We start from the raw sequence: 20,138 nt of genomic DNA, 5'->3' as shown, positions 1-20,138 counted from the left end.
TGGACGGTTTTTTTCTTGCTAAAAATTTACCGCACTTTACATTGGAATAGCTTGCAACTTTGCCTTACAACCGATAAACTTACAAACAAGTGGTGAAAAGTGGTTTTTTGTGGTGATTTTTCCAAAGTTTTAATTTTAAAGGCTTAAAAAATGTTTCGTGGTGCGGCAGCGGTAAATTTAGATTCTAAGGGACGGGTTGCAATCCCGACTCGCTATCGTGCTGAAATCATTGAAAAAAATCAAGGTCAAATGGTTTGTACTGTCGATATCCGTCAGCCTTGTTTGCTACTTTACCCTTTAGATGAATGGGAAAAGATTGAGCAAAAACTCCTCTCATTATCCAATTTTGATCCCAATCAACGACGTTTACAGCGTGTGATGCTTGGTTATGCCACAGAATGTGAAATGGATGCGCAGGGGCGTATTCTACTTAGTGGGCCATTGCGCCAGCATGCAAAATTAGAGAAAGGTTTAATGTTGGTTGGGCAATTAAATAAATTTGAGATTTGGAGTGATTCTGAATGGAACGCTCAAATTGAAGAAGATATTGCTGTGGCAGGAACCGCTGAATTTGCAATGGACTCGAATTTAAATATGCTGTCACTCTAAATCAAATTAGAAAAAGAACAGCAGCACTAGCAGGATAATCGGTGCTTTGCACCGAATTATCTTTTCCCCCAATTTATTTTTTATTAACTAACGTTTATGACTACGCAACATTCCTTTTCTTCATCGGAACATACTACGGTTCTACTTCACGAGGCTGTAGAAGGTTTGGCTTTGAAAGAAAATGGTATTTATATTGATGGTACGTTTGGACGTGGTGGGCATTCTCGTTTAATCCTCTCAAAACTTTCTCAACAGGGGCGACTCATTGGGGTTGACCGTGATCCCCGAGCGATTGCTGAAGCGTTAAAAATCCAAGATGCCCGTTTTCATATTGAACATAACAGTTTCTCTCATATTCCCGATATCTGTGAAAAATTAGATTTGGTAGGCAAAGTCGATGGTATTTTGCTCGATCTTGGCGTGTCTTCCCCACAGCTTGATGAGGCTGAACGTGGCTTTAGTTTTATGAAAGACGGTCCATTGGATATGCGTATGGATCCAACCCAAGGTTTATCCGCTGCTGAGTGGTTAAAACAAGTTTCAGAGGACGATTTGGCTTGGGTATTAAAAACCTTTGGTGAAGAGCGTTTTGCTAAACGCATTGCGGCCGCTATCGTAGAATACAATAAAAGTGCGGTCAAAAATGGTGGAGAATGTTTATCTCGTACTTCTCAATTAGCCGAATTAATTTCACAAGTTGTGCCTTTTAAAGATAAATATAAGCATCCGGCTACCCGTAGTTTTCAAGCAATCCGAATCTTTATTAATTCTGAACTGGATGAGTTAGAAAGTGTGTTAAATTCTGCCTTGGATATGCTTGCACCCGAAGGGCGTTTATCAATCATTAGCTTCCATTCTTTAGAAGATCGAATGGTTAAACATTTCATGAAAAAACAAAGTAAAGGGGAGCCGATTCCTAAAGGTTTGCCTTTACGGGAAGATCAAATTCAACGAAATCAAAAATTAAAGATAATTGGTAAAGCAATTCAGCCATCAGAAGTAGAAATTCAAACTAATCCTCGTTCAAGAAGTGCGGTATTACGCATTGCGGAAAAACTAAGTTAGAGGAAAAAATGTTAGAGAACAGCGAGCGTTACCCTTTACAAAATATTTTAGTGGAAGATTTATTTTCATCTAATAAATTAGCTATCTTACTGTTATCACTGATTTTAATTTCTGCGATGGCGACGATTTGGGTGACACATCAAACCCGAGGATTAATATCTGAAAACGGTCAGTTGATTTTACAACATCAAGCACTAGAGGATGAATACCGGAATCTGCAATTGCAAGAGGCAACGGAGGGTGATAGTACAAGAGTTGAATCTATCGCAATTGGGACATTAAAAATGAAAAGAATTGAGAGTGACCAAGAGGTTGTAATTTTGGAGTAAGCATAGTAGTTGGAATAGGATAATAATAAATGGTTCGGTTTAATTCGCCAAAAAAATCAAATAAATCTAAAAAGACGATTAGAAAACTCGCAACATCCACAACAGCAGTAAAATCCAATAAGCCTAAAACGGTGTTTGAGAAGTGTTTTTTACGTGGGCGTTATATTATTGCGACAGGTGCTATTTTTTTAGGATTAGTTGCATTGGTTACTCGTGCCGCTTATGTTCAATCCATTAATTCCGATATTCTTTCCGGTGAAGCGGATAAGCGCTCCTTACGTAAAGATGAAGTTCTTTCTGTTCGTGGTTCAATTTTAGATCGTAACGGTCAATTATTATCTGTCAGCGTGCCGATGAGTGCGGTAGTGGCAGATCCTAAACGTATCTTTAAAGAAGGTTCCCTTAATGACAAAGAACGAATTAAGGCTCTCGCTGAAGTATTGGGTATCAGTTATAACGAGTTAGTAAAAAAAATTGAGAAAAATCCAAAATCAGGCTTTTTATATTTAGCCCGTCAAGTTGAAGCCGGTAAAGCACAATATGTTAGAGAGTTAAAAATTAAGGGCATTTCTTTAGAAAATGAGCCGAGACGTTTTTATCCTCGGGTAGAGGAGACGGCACATCTAATTGGTTATACCGATATTGATGGTAATGGCATTGAAGGCATTGAAAAGAGCTTTAATTCTATGCTTGTTGGGAAAGATGGGGCACGTTTAGTCCGTAAGGATAAGCGTGGAAATGTGGTTGAACATATTGCCGATCAGAAAAAATACGATGCCCAAGATGTGACGTTGAGTATTGATGAAAAGTTGCAATCTATGGTGTATCGTGAAATTAAAAAAGCCGTGACTGAAAATAAAGCAGAATCAGGTACTGCTGTGCTTGTTGATGTCAGAACAGGTGAAGTGCTGGCTATGGCAAATGCGCCTTCTTATAACCCGAATAATCGTGTTGGGGTTAAAGCCGAACTTATGCGTAATCGTGCGATCACCGATGTTTTTGAACCGGGATCTACGGTAAAACCTTTTGTGGTTTTGACCGCACTTCAACGAGGTGTCGTGAAACGTAATGAGGTGATTAATACGGGGTCTTTTGTTGTAAGCGGAAAAGAAATTATGGATGTTGCTCCCCGAGCCCAGCAAACATTAGATGAAATTTTAATTAACTCTAGTAACCGTGGTGTGAGTCGCCTTGCTTTACGTATGCCGCCAAGTGCATTGATGGAAACCTATCAATCTGCCGGTTTAGGGAAAGCGACCGATTTAGGATTGATCGGAGAGCAAGCGGGTTTGCTAAATGCTAATCGTAAACGTTGGGCTGATATTGATCGGGCAACCGTTGCCTATGGCTATGGTATTACTGCAACGCCATTACAAATGGCACGAGCCTATGCTACATTGGGAAGTTTTGGCATTTATCGCCCTCTTTCTATTACCAAAGTTGATCCGCCTGTGATTGGGCAACGGGTTTTCTCTGAGAAAACGACAAAAGAAATTGTGAATATGCTAGAACAAGTTGCGGTCAAAAATAAACGGGCTATGGTAGAGGGATACCGAGTGGGCGTGAAAACCGGTACCGCACGTAAAATTGAAAATGGTCGTTATGTGAATAAATATGTCGCATTTACCGCAGGTGTTGCGCCAATTAGTGATCCGCGTTATGCGCTTGTTATTTTAATTAATGATCCAAAGGCTGGACAATATTATGGGGGAGCAGTATCTGCACCGGTATTCTCAAGTATTATGGGTTATGCCTTGCGTACAAATGGTATTGCACCGGATGCTGAAAGCACAGAAAAAACCGCAAAACGTACAGTTCGTATTACACCTCGTAAAGTTGAACAAAATCAAGTAGAACGGGTAAATTAAGGAAAAACAATGAAAAAATTAACCGCACTTTTTAATTTGCCGTCACTTCCTGAAGTTGATATTCATGAATTGGTCTTAGATAGCCGAAAAGTGAAAGCCGGTGATTTATTTGTCGCAATAAAAGGGCAACAAGTTGACGCAACTCGCTTTATTGAACAAGCCGTTTTAGCTGGGGCAAGTGCGGTTGTCGCTGAAACCGATTCGGTAGATGAGCATCTACGTATAAAATATCAACAGCAGGTACCGGTTATTTACTACGATAATTTATCGGCAAAGTTATCTGAAATTGCGGATAAGTTTTATGATTATCCTTCTAAAAAATTGACACTTGTTGGGGTAACCGGTACGAATGGAAAAACGACAGTTTCTCAGTTGTTAGCACAGTGGGTTCAACAGTTAGGGCATAAACCTGCGGTGATGGGAACAATTGGAAACGGATTATTAGGGCACATTGTTGAAGCTAAAAATACTACCGGGTCACCTGTTGAAATTCAATCTTCACTCGCTTCGTTTGTTGAGTCCGGGGCGGATTTTGCTGCGATTGAGGTATCTTCCCACGGCTTAGTTCAACATCGTGTAGAATCACTTGATTTTAACGCCGCAATTTTTACTAATTTAAGCCGTGATCATCTAGATTATCACGGAACCATGGAAAACTATGCTCAAGCTAAAAAACGTTTTCTTTTTGAACTAAATCCCGAACTGAAAGTTGTGAATGCGGATGATTCTGTTGGTGCTGCATGGTTAGATGAATTACCAAAGGGTATTGCTGTCAGTACTCATGTAAATTTTCAACCAAAGACTGAGAAATGGTTAAAAGCGACATCAGTGAATTTTACCCAAGAAGGTGCAATCATTTATTTTGAATCCAGTTGGGGAAATGGAACGTTAAATAGCCCATTAATTGGGGCATTTAATGTGAGTAATCTGTTGCTGGTAATGGCAACGTTATTGGCATTGGGTTATTCATTGGATGACTTAATAAGTCATATTTCAAAATTAAAAGGAGTTCGTGGAAGAATGGAAATGATTAAAGTAAACGGAAAACCAGCTGTTATTGTTGACTATGCACATACACCGGATGCATTAGAGAAGGCGCTTATTGCTGCACGTGAACATTGCACAGGAAAACTTTGGTGTATTTTTGGTTGTGGCGGTGATCGTGATATAGGTAAACGCCCGTTAATGGCAAAGGTTGCAGAGCAATTTGCGGATATGATTATTGTGACCAAGGATAATCCCCGTACAGAAGATCCTGATAAGATTGAAGCCGATATTGTTGCCGGTTTTAGAGATATGAATAAAGTAGGCTTAATTTCTGATCGTGAGCAGGCTATTGAATTTGCGATTCAAGGTGCGGGTGAAAATGATCTGATTGTGATTGCAGGAAAAGGGCATGAAGAGTATCAAATTATTGGTAACGAAACTTTGCATTTTTCTGATCAAGAAACCGTCATGTTTTACTTAAATCAATAAACGTATTTGACTTATTTATGATTAATTTAACCACGCAACAACTTGCTGAAGTTGTTAATGCTTCATTGATGGGTAATGGGCAGATTGTTGTTGAGAATATCAATACGGATACACGTCAATCTGTGCCAAATCACGTGTTTTTTGCCTTAAAAGGCGAAACATTTGATGCTCATCAGTATCTTCATCAAGCAGTAGCACAGGGGGCTACTGCTTTGGTCGTTCAGAAAGCCGATCCTACGATTCATATTCCACAACTTGTGGTTGAGAATACTCGGTTGGCATTGGGGCAATTGGCTAAATGGTTGCGTGAAAAAATTAACCCTCGTACAGTGGCAATGACAGGGTCTTCCGGTAAAACGACTGTAAAAGAAATGACAGCGAGTATTTTGCAACAAGCCGTAGGAAATCCGGAAGCGGTACTTTTCACTCAAGGCAATTTCAATAATGATATTGGAGTACCGCTCACTTTGTTACGTTTAGAAGAAAAACACCGTTTTGCGGTCATTGAACTAGGGGCAAATCATCAAGGTGAAATTGATTATACGGCAAAGCTTGCTCAGCCTGATGTGGCACTGATCAATAATATTGCTCCTGCTCATTTAGAAGGCTTTGGCTCTCTAGAGGGGGTTGCAAAGGCTAAAGGTGAAATTTATAGGGGATTAACATCTAATGGTATTGCGATTATCAATGCAGAGCATAATTACCTTGATATTTGGCAAAAAGAAATAGGTGAGCATCCGATCCAATATTTTAACGGAAAGGATTTTTACGCTGAAAATCTTCAATATCATGAACAAGGTTCGAGTTTTACATTAGTTTCACCGAAAGGAAAAGTTGAAATTAATTTACCTTATTTAGGTGTACATAACGTAAAAAATGCCTTGGCAGCGACCGCACTTTCAATGAATGTGGGGGCGGCTTTAACGGATGTAAAAAAGGGATTAGAGCAACGTTCTCAGGTAAAAGGTCGTTTGTTCCCTATTCAAGTTAATCACAATTTGCTCTTATTAGATGATACCTATAATGCGAATCAAGATTCACTGTGTGCGGCAATTGATGTACTCAAAAATTATCCGGCCTTCCGTATTTTATGTGTGGGGGATATGAAAGAGTTGGGAGAAGATTCTCTTGATATTCATCGTAAAGTAGGGCTGTACGCTAAGGAGGCTGGTTTGGATTTAGTTTGCTCTTTTGGCAATGAAAGTGCGGTCATTTCTGAGGCTGTTTTGGGAAAACATTTTGTCGATAAAGCCGAAATGGTAGATTTCTTGGTTCCGCTTATTGAGGAAAAATTGAAACAAGATCAATATGTTGTGGTACTAGGAAAAGGTTCCCGTTCAATGAAAATGGAAGATGTGATTTATTCATTAAAGGATAAAATTAAATGTTAGTTTGGCTTGCTGAATTTCTTGTTCGTTATGAAACGGCGTTTAACGCAATCTCATATATTACCGTGCGCGCAATTCTTTCGTTATTGACCGCACTGATTATTTCACTTTGGATTGGCCCAAAAGTCATTAAACGCTTGCAAATTTTAAAATTTGGCCAAGAGGTACGTAACGACGGTCCGGAAAGCCACTTTGCTAAAAAAGGCACGCCAACGATGGGGGGCGTGATGATCCTTTTTTCCATTGGTGTCAGTACACTACTCTGGGCAAATTTAACCAATCCCTATGTGTGGGTTTGTCTATTTGTATTATTTGGTTATGGGGCAATCGGTTTTGTTGATGATTATCGTAAAATTACTCGAAAAAATACGGATGGTCTAATTGCTCGTTGGAAATATTTTTGGATGTCAGTTGTGGCGCTGGTGGCGATTATTTGGTTGTACTGGCTTGGACATGATACTGATGCAACTCGTTTAGTTGTTCCTTTCTTTAAAGATATTATGCCTCAATTAGGCTTGTTTTATATTGTGCTATCTTATTTTGTGATTGTTGGTACGGGGAATGCAGTAAATTTAACCGATGGACTAGATGGTTTGGCAATTATGCCGACAGCATTGGTCGCAGGGGCGTTTGCATTGATCGCATGGGCAACAGGGAATGTAAATTTCGCCGGATACTTACACATTCCTTACATTAAATATAGCTCAGAGGTTGTTGTATTTTGTACCGCAATTGTTGGGGCCGGGTTAGGTTTTCTTTGGTTTAATACTTATCCTGCACAAGTGTTTATGGGAGATGTGGGCTCATTAGCATTAGGTGGTGCATTAGGTGTTGTTGCAATTTTAGTTCGTCAAGAGTTCTTATTAGTGATTATGGGCGGTGTGTTTGTGGTTGAGGCACTTTCTGTAATTCTACAAGTTGGCTCTTATAAGTTGCGTAAACAGCGTATTTTCCGAATGGCGCCTATTCATCATCATTTTGAATTGAAAGGTTGGCCGGAACCAAGAGTGATTATTCGGTTCTGGATCATTTCATTGATATTAGTGTTGATGGGGCTGGTCACACTAAAACTACGTTGATATTTATTGGGTTTCTCTCTGCTCTTACTGAGGGAAGTTAACTTTTACGGAAATCTGACCGAATCATTATAAAGAATCAAAAAAGAAGAAATAAAATGAGTCATTACCAAAATAAAACGATTACGGTTATTGGTCTAGGTAAGACAGGCTTATCTTGCGTTGACTATCTCCAATCTCAACATGCCAATATTCGTGTTATGGATACGAGAAAAAATCCGCTAGGTGTAGATAAACTTGCCAAAAATATTCCGCTTTACACGGGGGGGTTAAATCAACAGTGGTTGAATGAAAGCGATATAATCATTATCAGCCCAGGACTTTCGGTAAAAACACCGGAAATTCAGACCGCACTTTCTGCCGGCGTGGAAGTCATCGGTGATATTGAATTATTCTGCCGAGCTGCGACTAAACCTATTGTGGGAATTACAGGATCAAATGGTAAAAGCACGGTAACGACACTCGTGTATGAAATGGCAAAGTCGGCAGGCATAAAAGTGGGAATGGGGGGAAATATCGGTATTCCCGCTTTATCGTTATTAAAAGAAGATGATGATCTTTATGTGTTGGAATTATCAAGTTTCCAGTTAGAAACGACTTATAGCTTAAAAGCCTCCGCAGCAACGGTGCTAAATGTGACAGAAGATCATATGGATCGTTACGAGAATTTGGAAGAATATCGCCAAGCCAAATTACGTATCTATCAAAATGCGGATGTCGCCGTTGTGAATGGCGAAGATCAACTAACTGTTGGCGAAGGTGAAAATCAAGCAGAACAGATTTTGTCTTTTGCCGAACATCATGGGGATTATTGGATCAGAACAGAAAAAGGTAAACAGTATTTAATGGTGAAAAATGAGGTGCTTTTACCTTGCGAAGACGTGGGGCTTGTTGGGCGGCATAATTATATGAATATTCTTGCGGCAACGGCGTTAGCACAATCGGTAGGGATAGATCTAGAAGCAATTCGTACCACACTTCGTCACTTTAAAGGCTTGGATCACCGTTTTCAACTGGTGCATAACGCAAATGGAGTACGCTGGATCAATGATTCTAAGGCAACAAATGTTGGTAGTACTATCGCCGCACTGACGGGGTTATTTGTAGAAGGCAAATTGCATTTGTTACTAGGGGGAGATGGTAAAGGCGCTGATTTTTCAGCATTGGCAACCTTGATTAATCAACCCCATATTATTTGTTATTGTTTTGGTCGTGATGGGGCGGAATTAGTAAAACTTTCTTCGCAAGGCTATTTGTTTGAAACCATGGAACAAGCGATTGAGTTTTTGCGCCCAACACTAAAAACCGGTGACATCGTATTATTGTCACCGGCTTGTGCAAGTCTTGATCAGTTCGCTTCCTTTGAAAAGCGTGGTGAGGAATTTAGCCGTTTAGCAAAATTAAATTAATAAATAGAACGATGGAATTTATTCAGAAAATTAAACAAAATCTTGATGATTGGACTCGAATTACGCCTCAAGGATTGTTATATGATCGGGCATTATTCTTGCTTTTTGTAATTTTATTAATTGTTGGTTTGGTTGCAGTAACATCTGCTTCTATCCCTTACAGTTCAAGATTATTTAATGATGCGTTTTATTTTGCAAAACGTGATGCACTTTATGTTTCTCTTTCTCTTTTGACTTGCTATTTCACCATGCAAATTTCCACCCAGAAATGGGAAAAATGGCATGTAAATATCTTTTTCCTGGCCATCGCTTTGCTGATTGCTGTACTCATTGTGGGCTCATCTGTAAATGGTGCAAAACGTTGGATTTCCCTAGGAATCCTTAATTTCCAACCGGCAGAGTTTGCTAAACTTGCACTAACCTGTTTTTTAGCCGGTTATTTTACCCGACGTTATGATGAGGTGCGGGTAAATAAGCTAAGTGCTTTTAAACCCTTTATTGTAATGGGCGTGCTGGGAGTTTTCTTACTGAAACAACCAGATTTAGGTAGTACCGTGGTATTGTTTGTGATTACCTTTGGGATGCTTTTTATTGTTGGCGCAAACTTTTGGCAATTTATCGGTTTAATTGGAACCGGTACATTATTATTTATATGGTTAGTCATTTCCGAATCTTATCGTTTTAACCGTTTTATTGGTTTTCTAGAGCCTTTTAAAGATCCTTATGGAAAAGGTTTCCAACTTACCAATTCACTGATGGCATTTGGTCGTGGAGAAATTACGGGAGAGGGGCTCGGTAACTCTATTCAAAAATTAGATTACTTACCGGAAGCGCATACGGATTTTATTATGGCAATTATTGGTGAAGAATTCGGGTTTATCGGTATTTTAGTCGTCGTGTTTTTATTAGGATTATTAGTATTCCGAACACTAAAAATCGGGCGTGAATCGTTGTTGTTAGAACAGCGTTTCCGAGGATTTTTTGCCTTTGGTATCGGTTTTTGGATTTTCTTCCAAGGTTTTGTGAATTTAGGAATGGCACTTGGGATGTTGCCAACGAAAGGGTTGACTTTCCCATTAGTGAGTTATGGTGGTTCGAGTATTATGATTATGTCGGCCACCATTGGTATTTTACTTCGTATTGACCACGAAAACCGTTTACAACGTGGTGGACAAGCACACTTGCGTGACGATTAGGAATAAAAATGAATAAACAGAAAAAATTATTAGTTATGGCTGGGGGAACGGGAGGTCATATTTTTCCTGCTGTTGCGGTAGCGCAAACTTTACAAAAGCAGGGGTGGGATATTTGTTGGTTGGGGACAAAAGATCGAATGGAAGCCCAACTTGTCCCTAAGCATGGTATTCCGATCCGTTTTATTCAAATTTCCGGTTTACGTGGTAAAGGGATTAAAGCACTACTTGCGGCACCTTATGCTATTTTTCGTGCAGTGCTTCAAGCGAAAAAAATTATTCAAGAGGAAAAGCCTGATGCGGTGCTCGGTATGGGCGGTTATGTTTCCGGGCCGGGTGGTGTGGCAGCAAAACTTTGTGGGGTTCCCATTATTTTACACGAACAGAATGCAATTGCGGGTTTAACAAATAAATGGCTTGCCAAAATTGCAACTCGTGTACTACAAGGTTTTCCTAATGCATTTCCAAATGCTGAAGTGGTTGGGAATCCGGTTCGTCAGGATTTCTTTAGTATGGTGATACCTGAGGTGCGTTTTGCTGACCGTAGTGAAAAACTAAGAGTGCTAGTGGTGGGCGGTAGTCAGGGGGCGCGTGTATTGAACCACACATTGCCAAAAGTGGTTGAACAACTAGCAAGTAAATTAGAGGTTCGCCATCAAGTCGGGAAAGGTATGGTCGAAAGTGTGATGGCGCGCTATGGTGAAAATGCATCGCAAGTAAAAATAACAGAATTTATTGATGATATGGCGGAGGCTTATTCATGGGCGGATGTTGTGATTTGTCGTTCAGGAGCCTTAACCGTGTGTGAAATTGCAGCAGTAGGGGCGGCAGCAATTTTTGTTCCATTTCAGCATAAGGACAAACAACAATACCTTAATGCCAGATATCTCGCTGATGTAGGGGCGGCTAAAATTGTGGAACAGGCCGATTTAACGCCTGAAATTTTGATTAATTATTTGCAGAATTTTACTCGAAATGAGCTTTTACAAATGGCAATGAAAGCCAAGACCATGTCCACACCATTTGCTACACAGCGTGTTGCTGACGTGATTATTGAAAATGCAAAATAATATAAAAATCCTTTGGAATTTTGACCGCACTTTTGGAAAAGGTGACAATTTTTATTAAAGGATATAAGGAAAAGAAAATGAAACATTCTTACGAAGAAATTAGAAAAATAATCCCCGAAATGCGACGTGTTCAGCAAATTCATTTTATTGGTATTGGCGGCGCAGGTATGAGTGGTATTGCTGAAATTCTTTTAAACGAAGGTTATCGAATTTCAGGCTCGGATATTGCCGATAGCGTGGTGACGCAACGTCTTGTACAAGCCGGGGCTAAGGTTTTTATTGGACATTCTGCCTCAAATATTGAGGGGGCAAGTGTTGTGGTGGTATCCAGTGCGATTTGTGAGGATAATCCTGAACTTATTGCCGCAACACAAAAACGTATTCCTGTTATTCAGCGAGCGCAAATGTTGGCAGAAATTATGCGTTTCCGTCACGGTATTGCAGTGGCTGGAACTCATGGAAAAACAACCACGACTGCGATGATTTCAATGATTTATACCCAAGCGAAATTAGACCCAACATTTGTTAATGGTGGGTTAGTGAAATCAGCCGGAAAAAATGCACATCTTGGTGTAAGTCGTTATTTAATAGCGGAAGCGGATGAAAGTGATGCGTCCTTCTTACATTTGCAACCTATGGTATCGGTAGTGACCAATATGGAGCCGGATCATATGGATACTTATGAAGGCGATTTTGAAAAAATGAAAGCCACTTATGTGAAATTTCTACACAATTTGCCCTTCTATGGTTTAGCGGTAATGTGTGCCGATGATCCGGTATTGATGGAATTAGTGCCAAGAGTAGGACGACAAGTGGTGACTTATGGTTTTAATGAGAACGCTGATTATCGAATAGAGGATTATGAACAAACCGGTTTCCAAGGACATTATGTAGTCATTTGTCCGAATGGCGAACGTATTAATGTGTTGTTAAATGTACCGGGTAAACATAATGCGTTAAATGCAACAGCGGCACTTGCAGTAGCAAAAGAGGAAGGGATTGGTAATGAAGCAATTTTGGAAGCTCTCGCCGATTTCCAAGGTGCAGGGCGTCGTTTCGATCAATTAGGTGAATTTATTCGTCCAAATGGAAAAGTTCGTCTAGTGGATGATTATGGACACCACCCGACGGAGGTTGGGGTCACGATTAAGGCTGCCCGTGAAGGCTGGGCGGGGAAACGTGTTGTGATGATTTTCCAACCGCACCGTTATTCACGTACCCGTGATTTATTTGATGATTTTGTTCAAGTCCTTTCACAAGTGGATGCGCTCATTATGCTAGATGTCTATGCTGCCGGTGAATCGCCAATTGTTGGGGCAGACAGCAAAGCACTCTGTCGTTCAATCCGTAATTTAGGAAAGGTTGATCCGATTTTAGTTTCTGATACCGAACAATTAGGTGAGGTACTTGATCAAATTATTCAAGATGGTGATTTGGTGTTGGCACAAGGGGCGGGCAGCGTGAGTAAAATTTCCCGTAATTTAGCCGAATCTTGGAAAAATTAATGTTGTGATATATATGAATTAATGTTCATATATGAAAAGCCAAATCGTAATAAAAAATTATAATAGTAGGATAAAAAGATGAATTTAAAACAAGAAAAAATTGCTGTTTTATTAGGAGGAACATCTGCTGAACGTGAGGTTTCGTTAAATTCCGGTAAAGCAGTATTAGATGCTCTTATCGCTCAAGGTTATGATGCTCATCCGATTGATCCGAAAGAATATAATGTGGCAAATCTTAAAAAAGACGGTTTTGATCGTGTATTCAATATTTTGCATGGTCGGGGCGGTGAAGATGGCACGATGCAGGGGTTGTTGGAGCAAATTGGTTTACCCTATACCGGTTGTAGCGTGATGGCATCCGCGTTAACGATGGATAAAATGCGTACCAAAATGTTATGGAAAGCCTTTGGTTTACCTGTGGCTGATATGGAAGTGGTAACACGCGAGACTGTTGAGCAGTTAGATACGAAAGCAATTGTGGAAAAATTAGGTTTACCCTTAATGGTTAAACCTTCATTAGAAGGATCGAGCGTAGGATTAACAAAGGTTGGCCGTGAAGAAGAGCTGAAAAGTGCGGTCGAATTTGCACTTAAATTTGATAATACTATCCTGATTGAAGAATGGCTTTCAGGTGATGAATTGACCGTACCGGTTTTAGGTGAGCAAGTGTTACCGGCAGTGCGTATTGTACCTGAAGGTGAGTTTTACGATTACGAGGCAAAATATATTTCCGATAATACCCAGTATTTTTGCCCTGCCGGCTTGACACCCGAACGTGAGCAGGAATTAGCTGTATTAGTGAAACGGGCATATGATGCAGTAGGATGCCGAGGTTGGAGCCGTATTGATGTGATGTGTGATGCAAAAGGTGATTTTCGTTTAGTTGAAGTTAATACTAATCCGGGGATGACAAGCCATAGCTTATTTCCTAAATCAGCGGCGACAGTGGGTATTTCTTTTGAACAATTGGTTGTGAAAATTTTGGAGCTGAGTGCGTAATGAATGTACTGAAACGCAAAAGTACGTCAAATGTTCGATATGGTGAATCAACCTTTAAATATCTTATACAAATTCGCTTGTTGATTGTGCTATTGTGTGTCGGGGTTGGCTATTTCGTTTATTCAAATTGGCAGGATTGGTTAGAAAGTTTTGATTCAAAGCCGATTACTGCCTATGCATTAATCGGGAACACAGAATTTACGGATTATGCGGATGTGAAGGACGTACTTCTGAAAATGGGGGAGCTAAAAGGTTTTTGGGGACAAGATGTTAAGGCTGTTCAAGAACAGCTGGAAACGTTACCTTGGGTGAAAGGGGCTGTTGTTCGTAAGGTTTGGCCTAATCGTCTGAGTATTTGGTTGACGGAGTATATGCCGGTGGCAATTTGGAATAAAACAGAGTTCGTTACAAAAGATGGGACAGTTTTTCAGTTGCCAATGGAACGTTTGAAAAATAAGACATTACCTTATTTAGGCGGGCCTGATTACCAGAGCTTAAAAGTACTTGAAGCTTGGAACCAGATTTATGCAGACTTTAAAGCAAAAAATTTAAACGTAAAAGGCATCACAATTGACGAGCGGGGCGCATGGCAAGTGACACTTGATAATGATATAGTACTGAAACTTGGGCGAGGCGCATGGAAATCAAAATTGGAGCGTTTTGTGACAATTTATCCACAAATTGAAGTATCGGAAAATAAACGAATTGGCTATGTGGATTTACGGTATAGCTCGGGCGCTGCGGTGGGAATGGTCGATAAATAAAAATTCGGTGGGTGTAATAGATAATGGCAAAACTAGTTGAAACAAAAGCAATTGTCGGACTTGAAGTGGGAACGTCAAAAGTTGTAGCTGTCGTAGGTGAGGTCTTACCCGATGGCGTGGTGAATGTACTTGGCGTGGGAAGCTGTCCTTCAAAGGGAATTGACCGTGGAAGCATTACAGATTTAGATGCAGTCGTCAATGCTATTCAGCGTGCGATTGAAGCCGCAGAATCAATGGCAGATTGTCAAATCATGAGTGTTACTTTAGCGATTACCGGGGAGCATATTCAAAGTTTAAATGAAAGTGGATTTGTTCCTATTGGTGAAACGGAGGTGACCCAAGATGAAGTTGATTCCTCTTTATATAATGCGAGTACAATCAAATTGCCCGAAGGCGTTTCTTTATTACATGTGATCCCACAAGAATATGCGGTGGATCGTCAATTAAATATTAAAAATCCGCTTGGTTTGCAAGGGGTTCGCTTAAATGCCCATGTCCATTTAATTACTTGTCATCAAGATTGGCAAAATAATCTGAAAAAAGCAGTGGAGCGTTGTGGCTTACAGGTCGATAAAGTGGTGTTTTCTGGTTTTGCTGCAACCCATTCGGTTTTAACTGACGATGAAAAAGATCTTGGTGTTTGCTTAGTTGATTTTGGTGCCGGTACAATGAATGTTATGGTGTTTACTAACGGTGCATTACGTTTTAGTAAAGTCATTCCTTATGCGGGAAACATTGTGACCAATGATATAGCCCATGCTTGTACGATTTCTCGAGCTGAAGCAGAACGTGTTAAGGTCAATTACGCAAGCGCAATATATCCTGCGCGTTTACAGGGTGATAAGAAAATTGAAGTCGCGGGTATTGGTGGACGAGCCCCTCGATCTTTAACGAAAAGCGATTTATCTTTAATTACATCAGCCCGTTATACGGAACTTCTTGGCGTTGTAAAGGACGAATTAGATAAATTAAAAGCAGATTTAGAACGTAAACATATTAAGTTTGAATTAATTGCTGGAGTGGTGATTACCGGTGGTGGGGCACAAATTGAAGATCTGAGAGAATGTGCGATGGATGTTTTTGGTTGTCAAGTGCGAATTGGTAGCCCGCTAAATATTACCGGCTTAACCGATTATGTGAATCGTCCACAGTATTCAACTGTTATAGGTTTATTACAATACAGTCATAGCAACAGTGATGATGAACTTATTGGTGGTGATCATTCTGAAAGCAATCTTCTAAGTACACTCTGGTCTTGGATTAAAAAAATTGCAAATAAAGTGAAGTCAGAGTTTTGATTATTTTGATTTTTCATCTACAATACAAAAAATTTAACTTTTATTAATGTGCTAGCAGAGTATTAGCGGAACGGAGAACACAAATGTTATACCCAGATTACGGTGATTTTGAAGAACAATCAGGTGCACTGATTAAGGTGGTCGGTGTTGGCGGTGGTGGCGGTAACGCTGTTAACCATATGGTTGCTAATATGATTAAGCAAGACATCGGTGGTACTTTTCTTGGGGAAAATTCGTTTGATAGTGAGGAACATGGAAAAATTATTTTCTATGCAGTGAATACTGATGCACAAGCATTACGTAAAAGCCAAGTTCAACAAACTGTGCAGATCGGTGGTGCGACGACAAAAGGACTTGGTGCTGGGGCCAATCCTAATGTGGGTCGTAAAGCGGCTGAAGATGATCAAGAAGAAATCCGTAAAATGCTTGAAGGCGCTGATATGGTCTTTATTGCTGCCGGTATGGGTGGTGGTACAGGGACAGGGGCTGCCCCTGTTGTTGCTAAGGTTGCAAAAGAATTGGGTATTTTGACTGTCGCTGTTGTAACAAAACCTTTTGCTTTTGAAGGCAAAAAACGTATGCAGTTTGCAGAGTTAGGTATTAAGGATCTCGCACAATATGTTGATTCAATGATCATTATTCCTAATCAGCAAATTCAGAAAGTTCTCCCTAAAAATGCAACGTTAATTGATGCATTTGCTGCTGCAAATGACGTATTGCGTAACTCTGTGATGGGTATTTCCGATATGATTACCTCGCCTGGTATGATTAACGTGGATTTTGCAGATGTTAGAACTGTTATGTCCGAAATGGGGCAAGCAATGATTGGATTTGGTTCTGCAAAGGGCGCGCCAGGTGAAGGTCGAGCCGAAGAAGCCGCGAGAATTGCAGTTCGTAACGATTTATTAGAAAAAGTAGATTTAACGAATGCTAAAGGTATTTTGATCAATATTACCGGTGGTTTTGATATTGCATTTGATGAATTCAATGTCGTGGGTGATACCATTCACAGCTTTGCCTCGGAAGATGCAACTATTGTTGTTGGTACAACCTTGGTACCGGAAATGAGTGATGAAATTCGAGTGACTATCGTTGCTACGGGATTGGGGGAAATTGCACCTAATGAAAGTATTCAGGTTCAAAAACCAATTCAGCCGTCACAGCCACCGCTTCATCACCCGAGTGAAAATGTTCAAGGAATTTCATTAAGAACACAAGAACAAACAACGACATCATTCAGACAACCTGAGCCAATTCGCTCTTCTTATTCTCAAGACTCGATTCCGCAGCCTAAAGAATATCGTAGCGAATTGGAAAAACCGATTACTGAGCGTTTGTCTTCTTTTCAAAAGTTTGATCCAAAAGTAATGGATCAAAATGATAAATAGCAAATAAGATCTTGTTGTCAAACAATAAGGCAAAAATATGATTAAACAAAGAACGTTAAAACAAAGCATTAAAGTGACGGGTGTTGGCTTACACAGTGGTAAAAAAGTGACATTAACCTTGCGTCCTGCAATGCCGAACACGGGGGTTATTTATTGTCGTACGGATTTAAATCCACCGGTAACTTTCCCAGCAAATGCTGAATGTGTACGAGATACAATGCTTTGTACAGCTCTTGTAAATGAACAAGGTGTCCGTGTTTCAACCGTTGAACACTTAAATGCAGCATTGGCAGGACTCGGTATTGATAATATCATTATTGAGGTGGATGCGCCTGAAATTCCAATTATGGATGGTAGTGCAAGTCCATTTATCTATTTATTATTAGATGCCGGTATTGAGGAACAAAATGCTGCGAAAAAATTTATTCGTATCAAACAAAAAGTGCGGGTAGAAGAAGGTGATAAATGGGCTGAATTTAAACCTTATAATGGTTTTCGTTTAGATTTCACTATAGATTTTGAGCACCCTGCGATTGGTAAAAATGTGCGAAATTATGTCATGGATTTTTCCACTCAAGCATTTATTCACCAAATTAGTCGCGCAAGAACCTTTGGTTTTATGAAAGATATTGAATATCTTCAATCACAAGGTTTGGCATTAGGCGGAAGTTTAGATAATGCCATTGTGTTGGATGATTATCGTATTTTGAATGAGGAAGGCTTGCGTTTTAAAGATGAATTAGTCCGTCATAAGATGTTAGATGCGATTGGTGATCTTTATATGGCAGGTTATAACATCATTGGTGATTTTAAAGCTTATAAATCCGGTCATGGATTAAATAACAAATTACTTCGTGCTGCCTTGGCAAATCAGGATACATGGGAGTTTGTGACCTTTGAAAATAAGGAACAAGTACCTCATGGATATGTTGCTCCTGTTCAAGTACTAATCTAATTATGTTTTGTAAAAAAGCTATATTTCCACAAGAAGTATAGCTTTTTTGTTTGTGTTTGCTCGAGAAAAGAGCGGTTAATTTAGGATGAGTTTTCATGAAAAAATTATTGACTGTTTTACCTTTAGTTCTTGTAACCTCTGCTGCAATGGCATATGAACAAGACAAGACCTACCATTTCACACTTCTTCATACTAATGATACTCATGGGCATTTTTGGCCAAACAGTAAAGGCGAGTATGGTTTTCCTGCTCAAAAAACCATTATTAATCGTGTGAAAGCGGAAGTAGAAAAGAAAGGTGGATCAGTGATTTTATTAAATGCCGGTGACTTTAATACGGGGGTACCTGAATCTGATATGCAAAATGCAGAACCTGATATCCAAGCGATGAATGCAATGGGGTATGAAGCGACGGTATTGGGTAATCATGAATTTGATAACCCTCTACAAATGCTTGCTATGCAAGAATCTTGGGCTAAATTTCCGTTCTTATCGGCAAATGTATTTAATAAGAAAACTAATCAACCACTTGTTAAACCCTATACAATTTTAGATAAACAAGGATTGAAAATTGCAGTGGTGGGATTAACAACGGAAGACACCGCAAAATTGGGTAATCCAGAATATACCGGTAACGTGATTTTTAAAGATCCGACAGAATCTGCGAAAGAAACCCTTAAAATGCTAAGTGAAAATGAAAAACCGGATGTGAAAATTGCATTAACGCATATGGGCTACTATTACGATGCCCAATATGGCTCCAATGCACCCGGTGATGTTTCACTTGCCCGTAATTTAGATAAAGGGGCATTTGATATGATTGTGGGGGGACATAGCCATGATCCCGTATGTGTGGATGAAAAAGGCGTATGGGTTAAGGATTATAAACCTACTCAGCCCTGCAAGCCGGATTTCCAAAATGGTACTTGGATAATGCAGGCATACGAATGGGGAAAATATGTAGGACGTGCGGATTTTGAGTTCAAAAATGGTGAATTAAAACTTGTGAATTACGAATTAATTCCGGTGAACCTGAAGAAAAAAGTCACGAAAGAAGATGGTAAAACCGAGTATGTCAATTATGGTGAAGTGATTCCTCAAGATCCAGAAATTGAGAGCTTATTAAAAGTTTATCAAAATAAAGGTGATGAATTATTGGGGCGTGAACTAGGCGAATTAAAAGGCAAGCTGGAAGGTGATCGTACTATTATTCGTTTTCAACAAACCAATCTTGGCCACTTAATTGCTGAAGCGCAACGTGAACGTGCAGGGGCAGATGTTGGAATTATGAATTCAGGTGGAATTCGAGATTCGATCCAATCGGGTAAAGTGACTTATCGTGATATTTTAAAAGTTCACCCATTCGGCAATATTGTGAGCTATGTGGATTTTACAGGTAAAGAGTTGATGGATTATTTGAATGTAGTGGCATTAAAAGAAGTGGATTCAGGTGCTTATGCACAATATTCCGGCATTTCTATGGTCGTGAACAAAGAGGCACAAAAAGTCGAAAATGTTAAAGTTCAAGGTAAGCCACTAGATTTAAATAAAACTTATCGTGTTTCTTTACCAAGCTATAACGCTGCCGGTGGAGATGGTTATCCGGTTGTAACAAAAAATCCAACATTCTTAAATACTGGTTTTATTGATGCGGAAGTACTTGCTAAATATATTTGGAAAAATTCACAAAAAGCCCCGCTTGATGCATCAAAATATGATCCAAAAGATGAAATAATCTTTAAATAAG

At 39.7% G+C, this 20,138-nt stretch carries 17 protein-coding genes; all 17 read left to right on the top strand.

Annotated elements, in window-relative coordinates; translation table 11 throughout:
- Positions 1 to 150: 150 nt before the first annotated feature.
- Entirely contained in the window at positions 151 to 609 is a 459-nt protein-coding gene (gene mraZ, locus E4T92_RS06865) for a division/cell wall cluster transcriptional repressor MraZ (RefSeq protein ID WP_077542745.1), read from the top strand.
- 96 nt (positions 610 to 705) lie between these two features.
- Complete coding sequence (gene rsmH, locus E4T92_RS06860; RefSeq protein WP_135093983.1) at positions 706 to 1,674, top strand: 16S rRNA (cytosine(1402)-N(4))-methyltransferase RsmH; 969 nt, start codon at positions 706 to 708, stop codon at positions 1,672 to 1,674.
- An 8-nt stretch (positions 1,675 to 1,682) separates the two neighbouring features.
- The gene (gene ftsL / locus E4T92_RS06855; RefSeq protein WP_135093981.1) at positions 1,683 to 2,003 is read left to right on the top strand and encodes a cell division protein FtsL; all 321 of its coding nucleotides are present in this window, start codon (positions 1,683 to 1,685) and stop codon (positions 2,001 to 2,003) included.
- A gap of 29 nt (positions 2,004 to 2,032) precedes the next feature.
- Positions 2,033 to 3,871, top strand: a complete 1,839-nt coding sequence (gene ftsI, locus E4T92_RS06850; RefSeq protein ID WP_077542748.1) for a peptidoglycan glycosyltransferase FtsI — start codon at positions 2,033 to 2,035, stop codon at positions 3,869 to 3,871.
- Positions 3,872 to 3,880: 9 nt separating this feature from the next.
- Complete coding sequence (gene murE, locus E4T92_RS06845; protein ID WP_135093979.1) at positions 3,881 to 5,347, top strand: UDP-N-acetylmuramoyl-L-alanyl-D-glutamate--2,6-diaminopimelate ligase; 1,467 nt, start codon at positions 3,881 to 3,883, stop codon at positions 5,345 to 5,347.
- Between the two features lie 17 nt (positions 5,348 to 5,364).
- Complete coding sequence (murF, locus tag E4T92_RS06840; protein WP_135093977.1) at positions 5,365 to 6,738, top strand: UDP-N-acetylmuramoyl-tripeptide--D-alanyl-D-alanine ligase; 1,374 nt, start codon at positions 5,365 to 5,367, stop codon at positions 6,736 to 6,738.
- Positions 6,732 to 7,814 carry a phospho-N-acetylmuramoyl-pentapeptide-transferase gene (gene mraY, locus E4T92_RS06835; RefSeq protein WP_135093975.1) on the top strand — a complete coding sequence of 361 codons (1,083 nt, stop codon included), beginning with the start codon at positions 6,732 to 6,734 and terminating at the stop codon, positions 7,812 to 7,814. The genes murF and mraY overlap by 7 nt, the downstream gene beginning before the upstream one ends.
- Before the next feature lie 95 nt (positions 7,815 to 7,909).
- Positions 7,910 to 9,220 carry a UDP-N-acetylmuramoyl-L-alanine--D-glutamate ligase gene (gene murD / locus E4T92_RS06830; protein ID WP_135093973.1) on the top strand — a complete coding sequence of 437 codons (1,311 nt, stop codon included), beginning with the start codon at positions 7,910 to 7,912 and terminating at the stop codon, positions 9,218 to 9,220.
- Between the two features lie 11 nt (positions 9,221 to 9,231).
- The gene (gene ftsW, locus E4T92_RS06825) at positions 9,232 to 10,416 is read left to right on the top strand and encodes a putative lipid II flippase FtsW (protein WP_135093971.1); all 1,185 of its coding nucleotides are present in this window, start codon (positions 9,232 to 9,234) and stop codon (positions 10,414 to 10,416) included.
- Between the two features lie 8 nt (positions 10,417 to 10,424).
- A complete protein-coding gene (gene murG / locus E4T92_RS06820) occupies positions 10,425 to 11,483 on the top strand; it encodes an undecaprenyldiphospho-muramoylpentapeptide beta-N-acetylglucosaminyltransferase (RefSeq protein ID WP_135093969.1) in 1,059 nt (352 codons plus the stop codon).
- A gap of 77 nt (positions 11,484 to 11,560) precedes the next feature.
- Positions 11,561 to 12,988: a UDP-N-acetylmuramate--L-alanine ligase gene (gene murC / locus E4T92_RS06815; protein ID WP_135093967.1), complete on the top strand. Its 1,428-nt coding sequence runs from the start codon at positions 11,561 to 11,563 to the stop codon at positions 12,986 to 12,988.
- A gap of 78 nt (positions 12,989 to 13,066) precedes the next feature.
- Positions 13,067 to 13,987, top strand: coding sequence for a D-alanine--D-alanine ligase (locus tag E4T92_RS06810; RefSeq protein ID WP_135093966.1), 921 nt, complete (start codon positions 13,067 to 13,069; stop codon positions 13,985 to 13,987).
- Positions 13,987 to 14,751 (top strand): cell division protein FtsQ/DivIB, encoded by a 765-nt coding sequence (locus E4T92_RS06805; RefSeq protein ID WP_135093964.1) that lies wholly within the window; start codon positions 13,987 to 13,989, stop codon positions 14,749 to 14,751. Before E4T92_RS06810 ends, E4T92_RS06805 begins: the two co-directional genes overlap by 1 nt.
- A gap of 23 nt (positions 14,752 to 14,774) precedes the next feature.
- Complete coding sequence (gene ftsA / locus E4T92_RS06800; RefSeq protein WP_135093963.1) at positions 14,775 to 16,049, top strand: cell division protein FtsA; 1,275 nt, start codon at positions 14,775 to 14,777, stop codon at positions 16,047 to 16,049.
- A gap of 83 nt (positions 16,050 to 16,132) precedes the next feature.
- The gene (gene ftsZ, locus E4T92_RS06795) at positions 16,133 to 17,437 is read left to right on the top strand and encodes a cell division protein FtsZ (protein WP_135093961.1); all 1,305 of its coding nucleotides are present in this window, start codon (positions 16,133 to 16,135) and stop codon (positions 17,435 to 17,437) included.
- Between the two features lie 37 nt (positions 17,438 to 17,474).
- Entirely contained in the window at positions 17,475 to 18,392 is a 918-nt protein-coding gene (lpxC, locus tag E4T92_RS06790; protein ID WP_135093959.1) for a UDP-3-O-acyl-N-acetylglucosamine deacetylase, read from the top strand.
- 95 nt (positions 18,393 to 18,487) lie between these two features.
- On the top strand, positions 18,488 to 20,137 hold the full coding sequence (gene ushA, locus E4T92_RS06785) for a bifunctional UDP-sugar hydrolase/5'-nucleotidase UshA (protein WP_135093957.1): 1,650 nt from the start codon (positions 18,488 to 18,490) through the stop codon (positions 20,135 to 20,137).
- Position 20,138: the final 1 nt, after the last annotated feature.

The organism is Pasteurella sp. WM03, assembly GCF_004570945.1.
Classification (GTDB): Bacteria; Pseudomonadota; Gammaproteobacteria; order Enterobacterales; family Pasteurellaceae; genus Rodentibacter.
The sequence above is the reverse complement of the archived record's forward strand: the minus strand, read 5'-3'. Positions and strand labels throughout refer to the sequence as shown.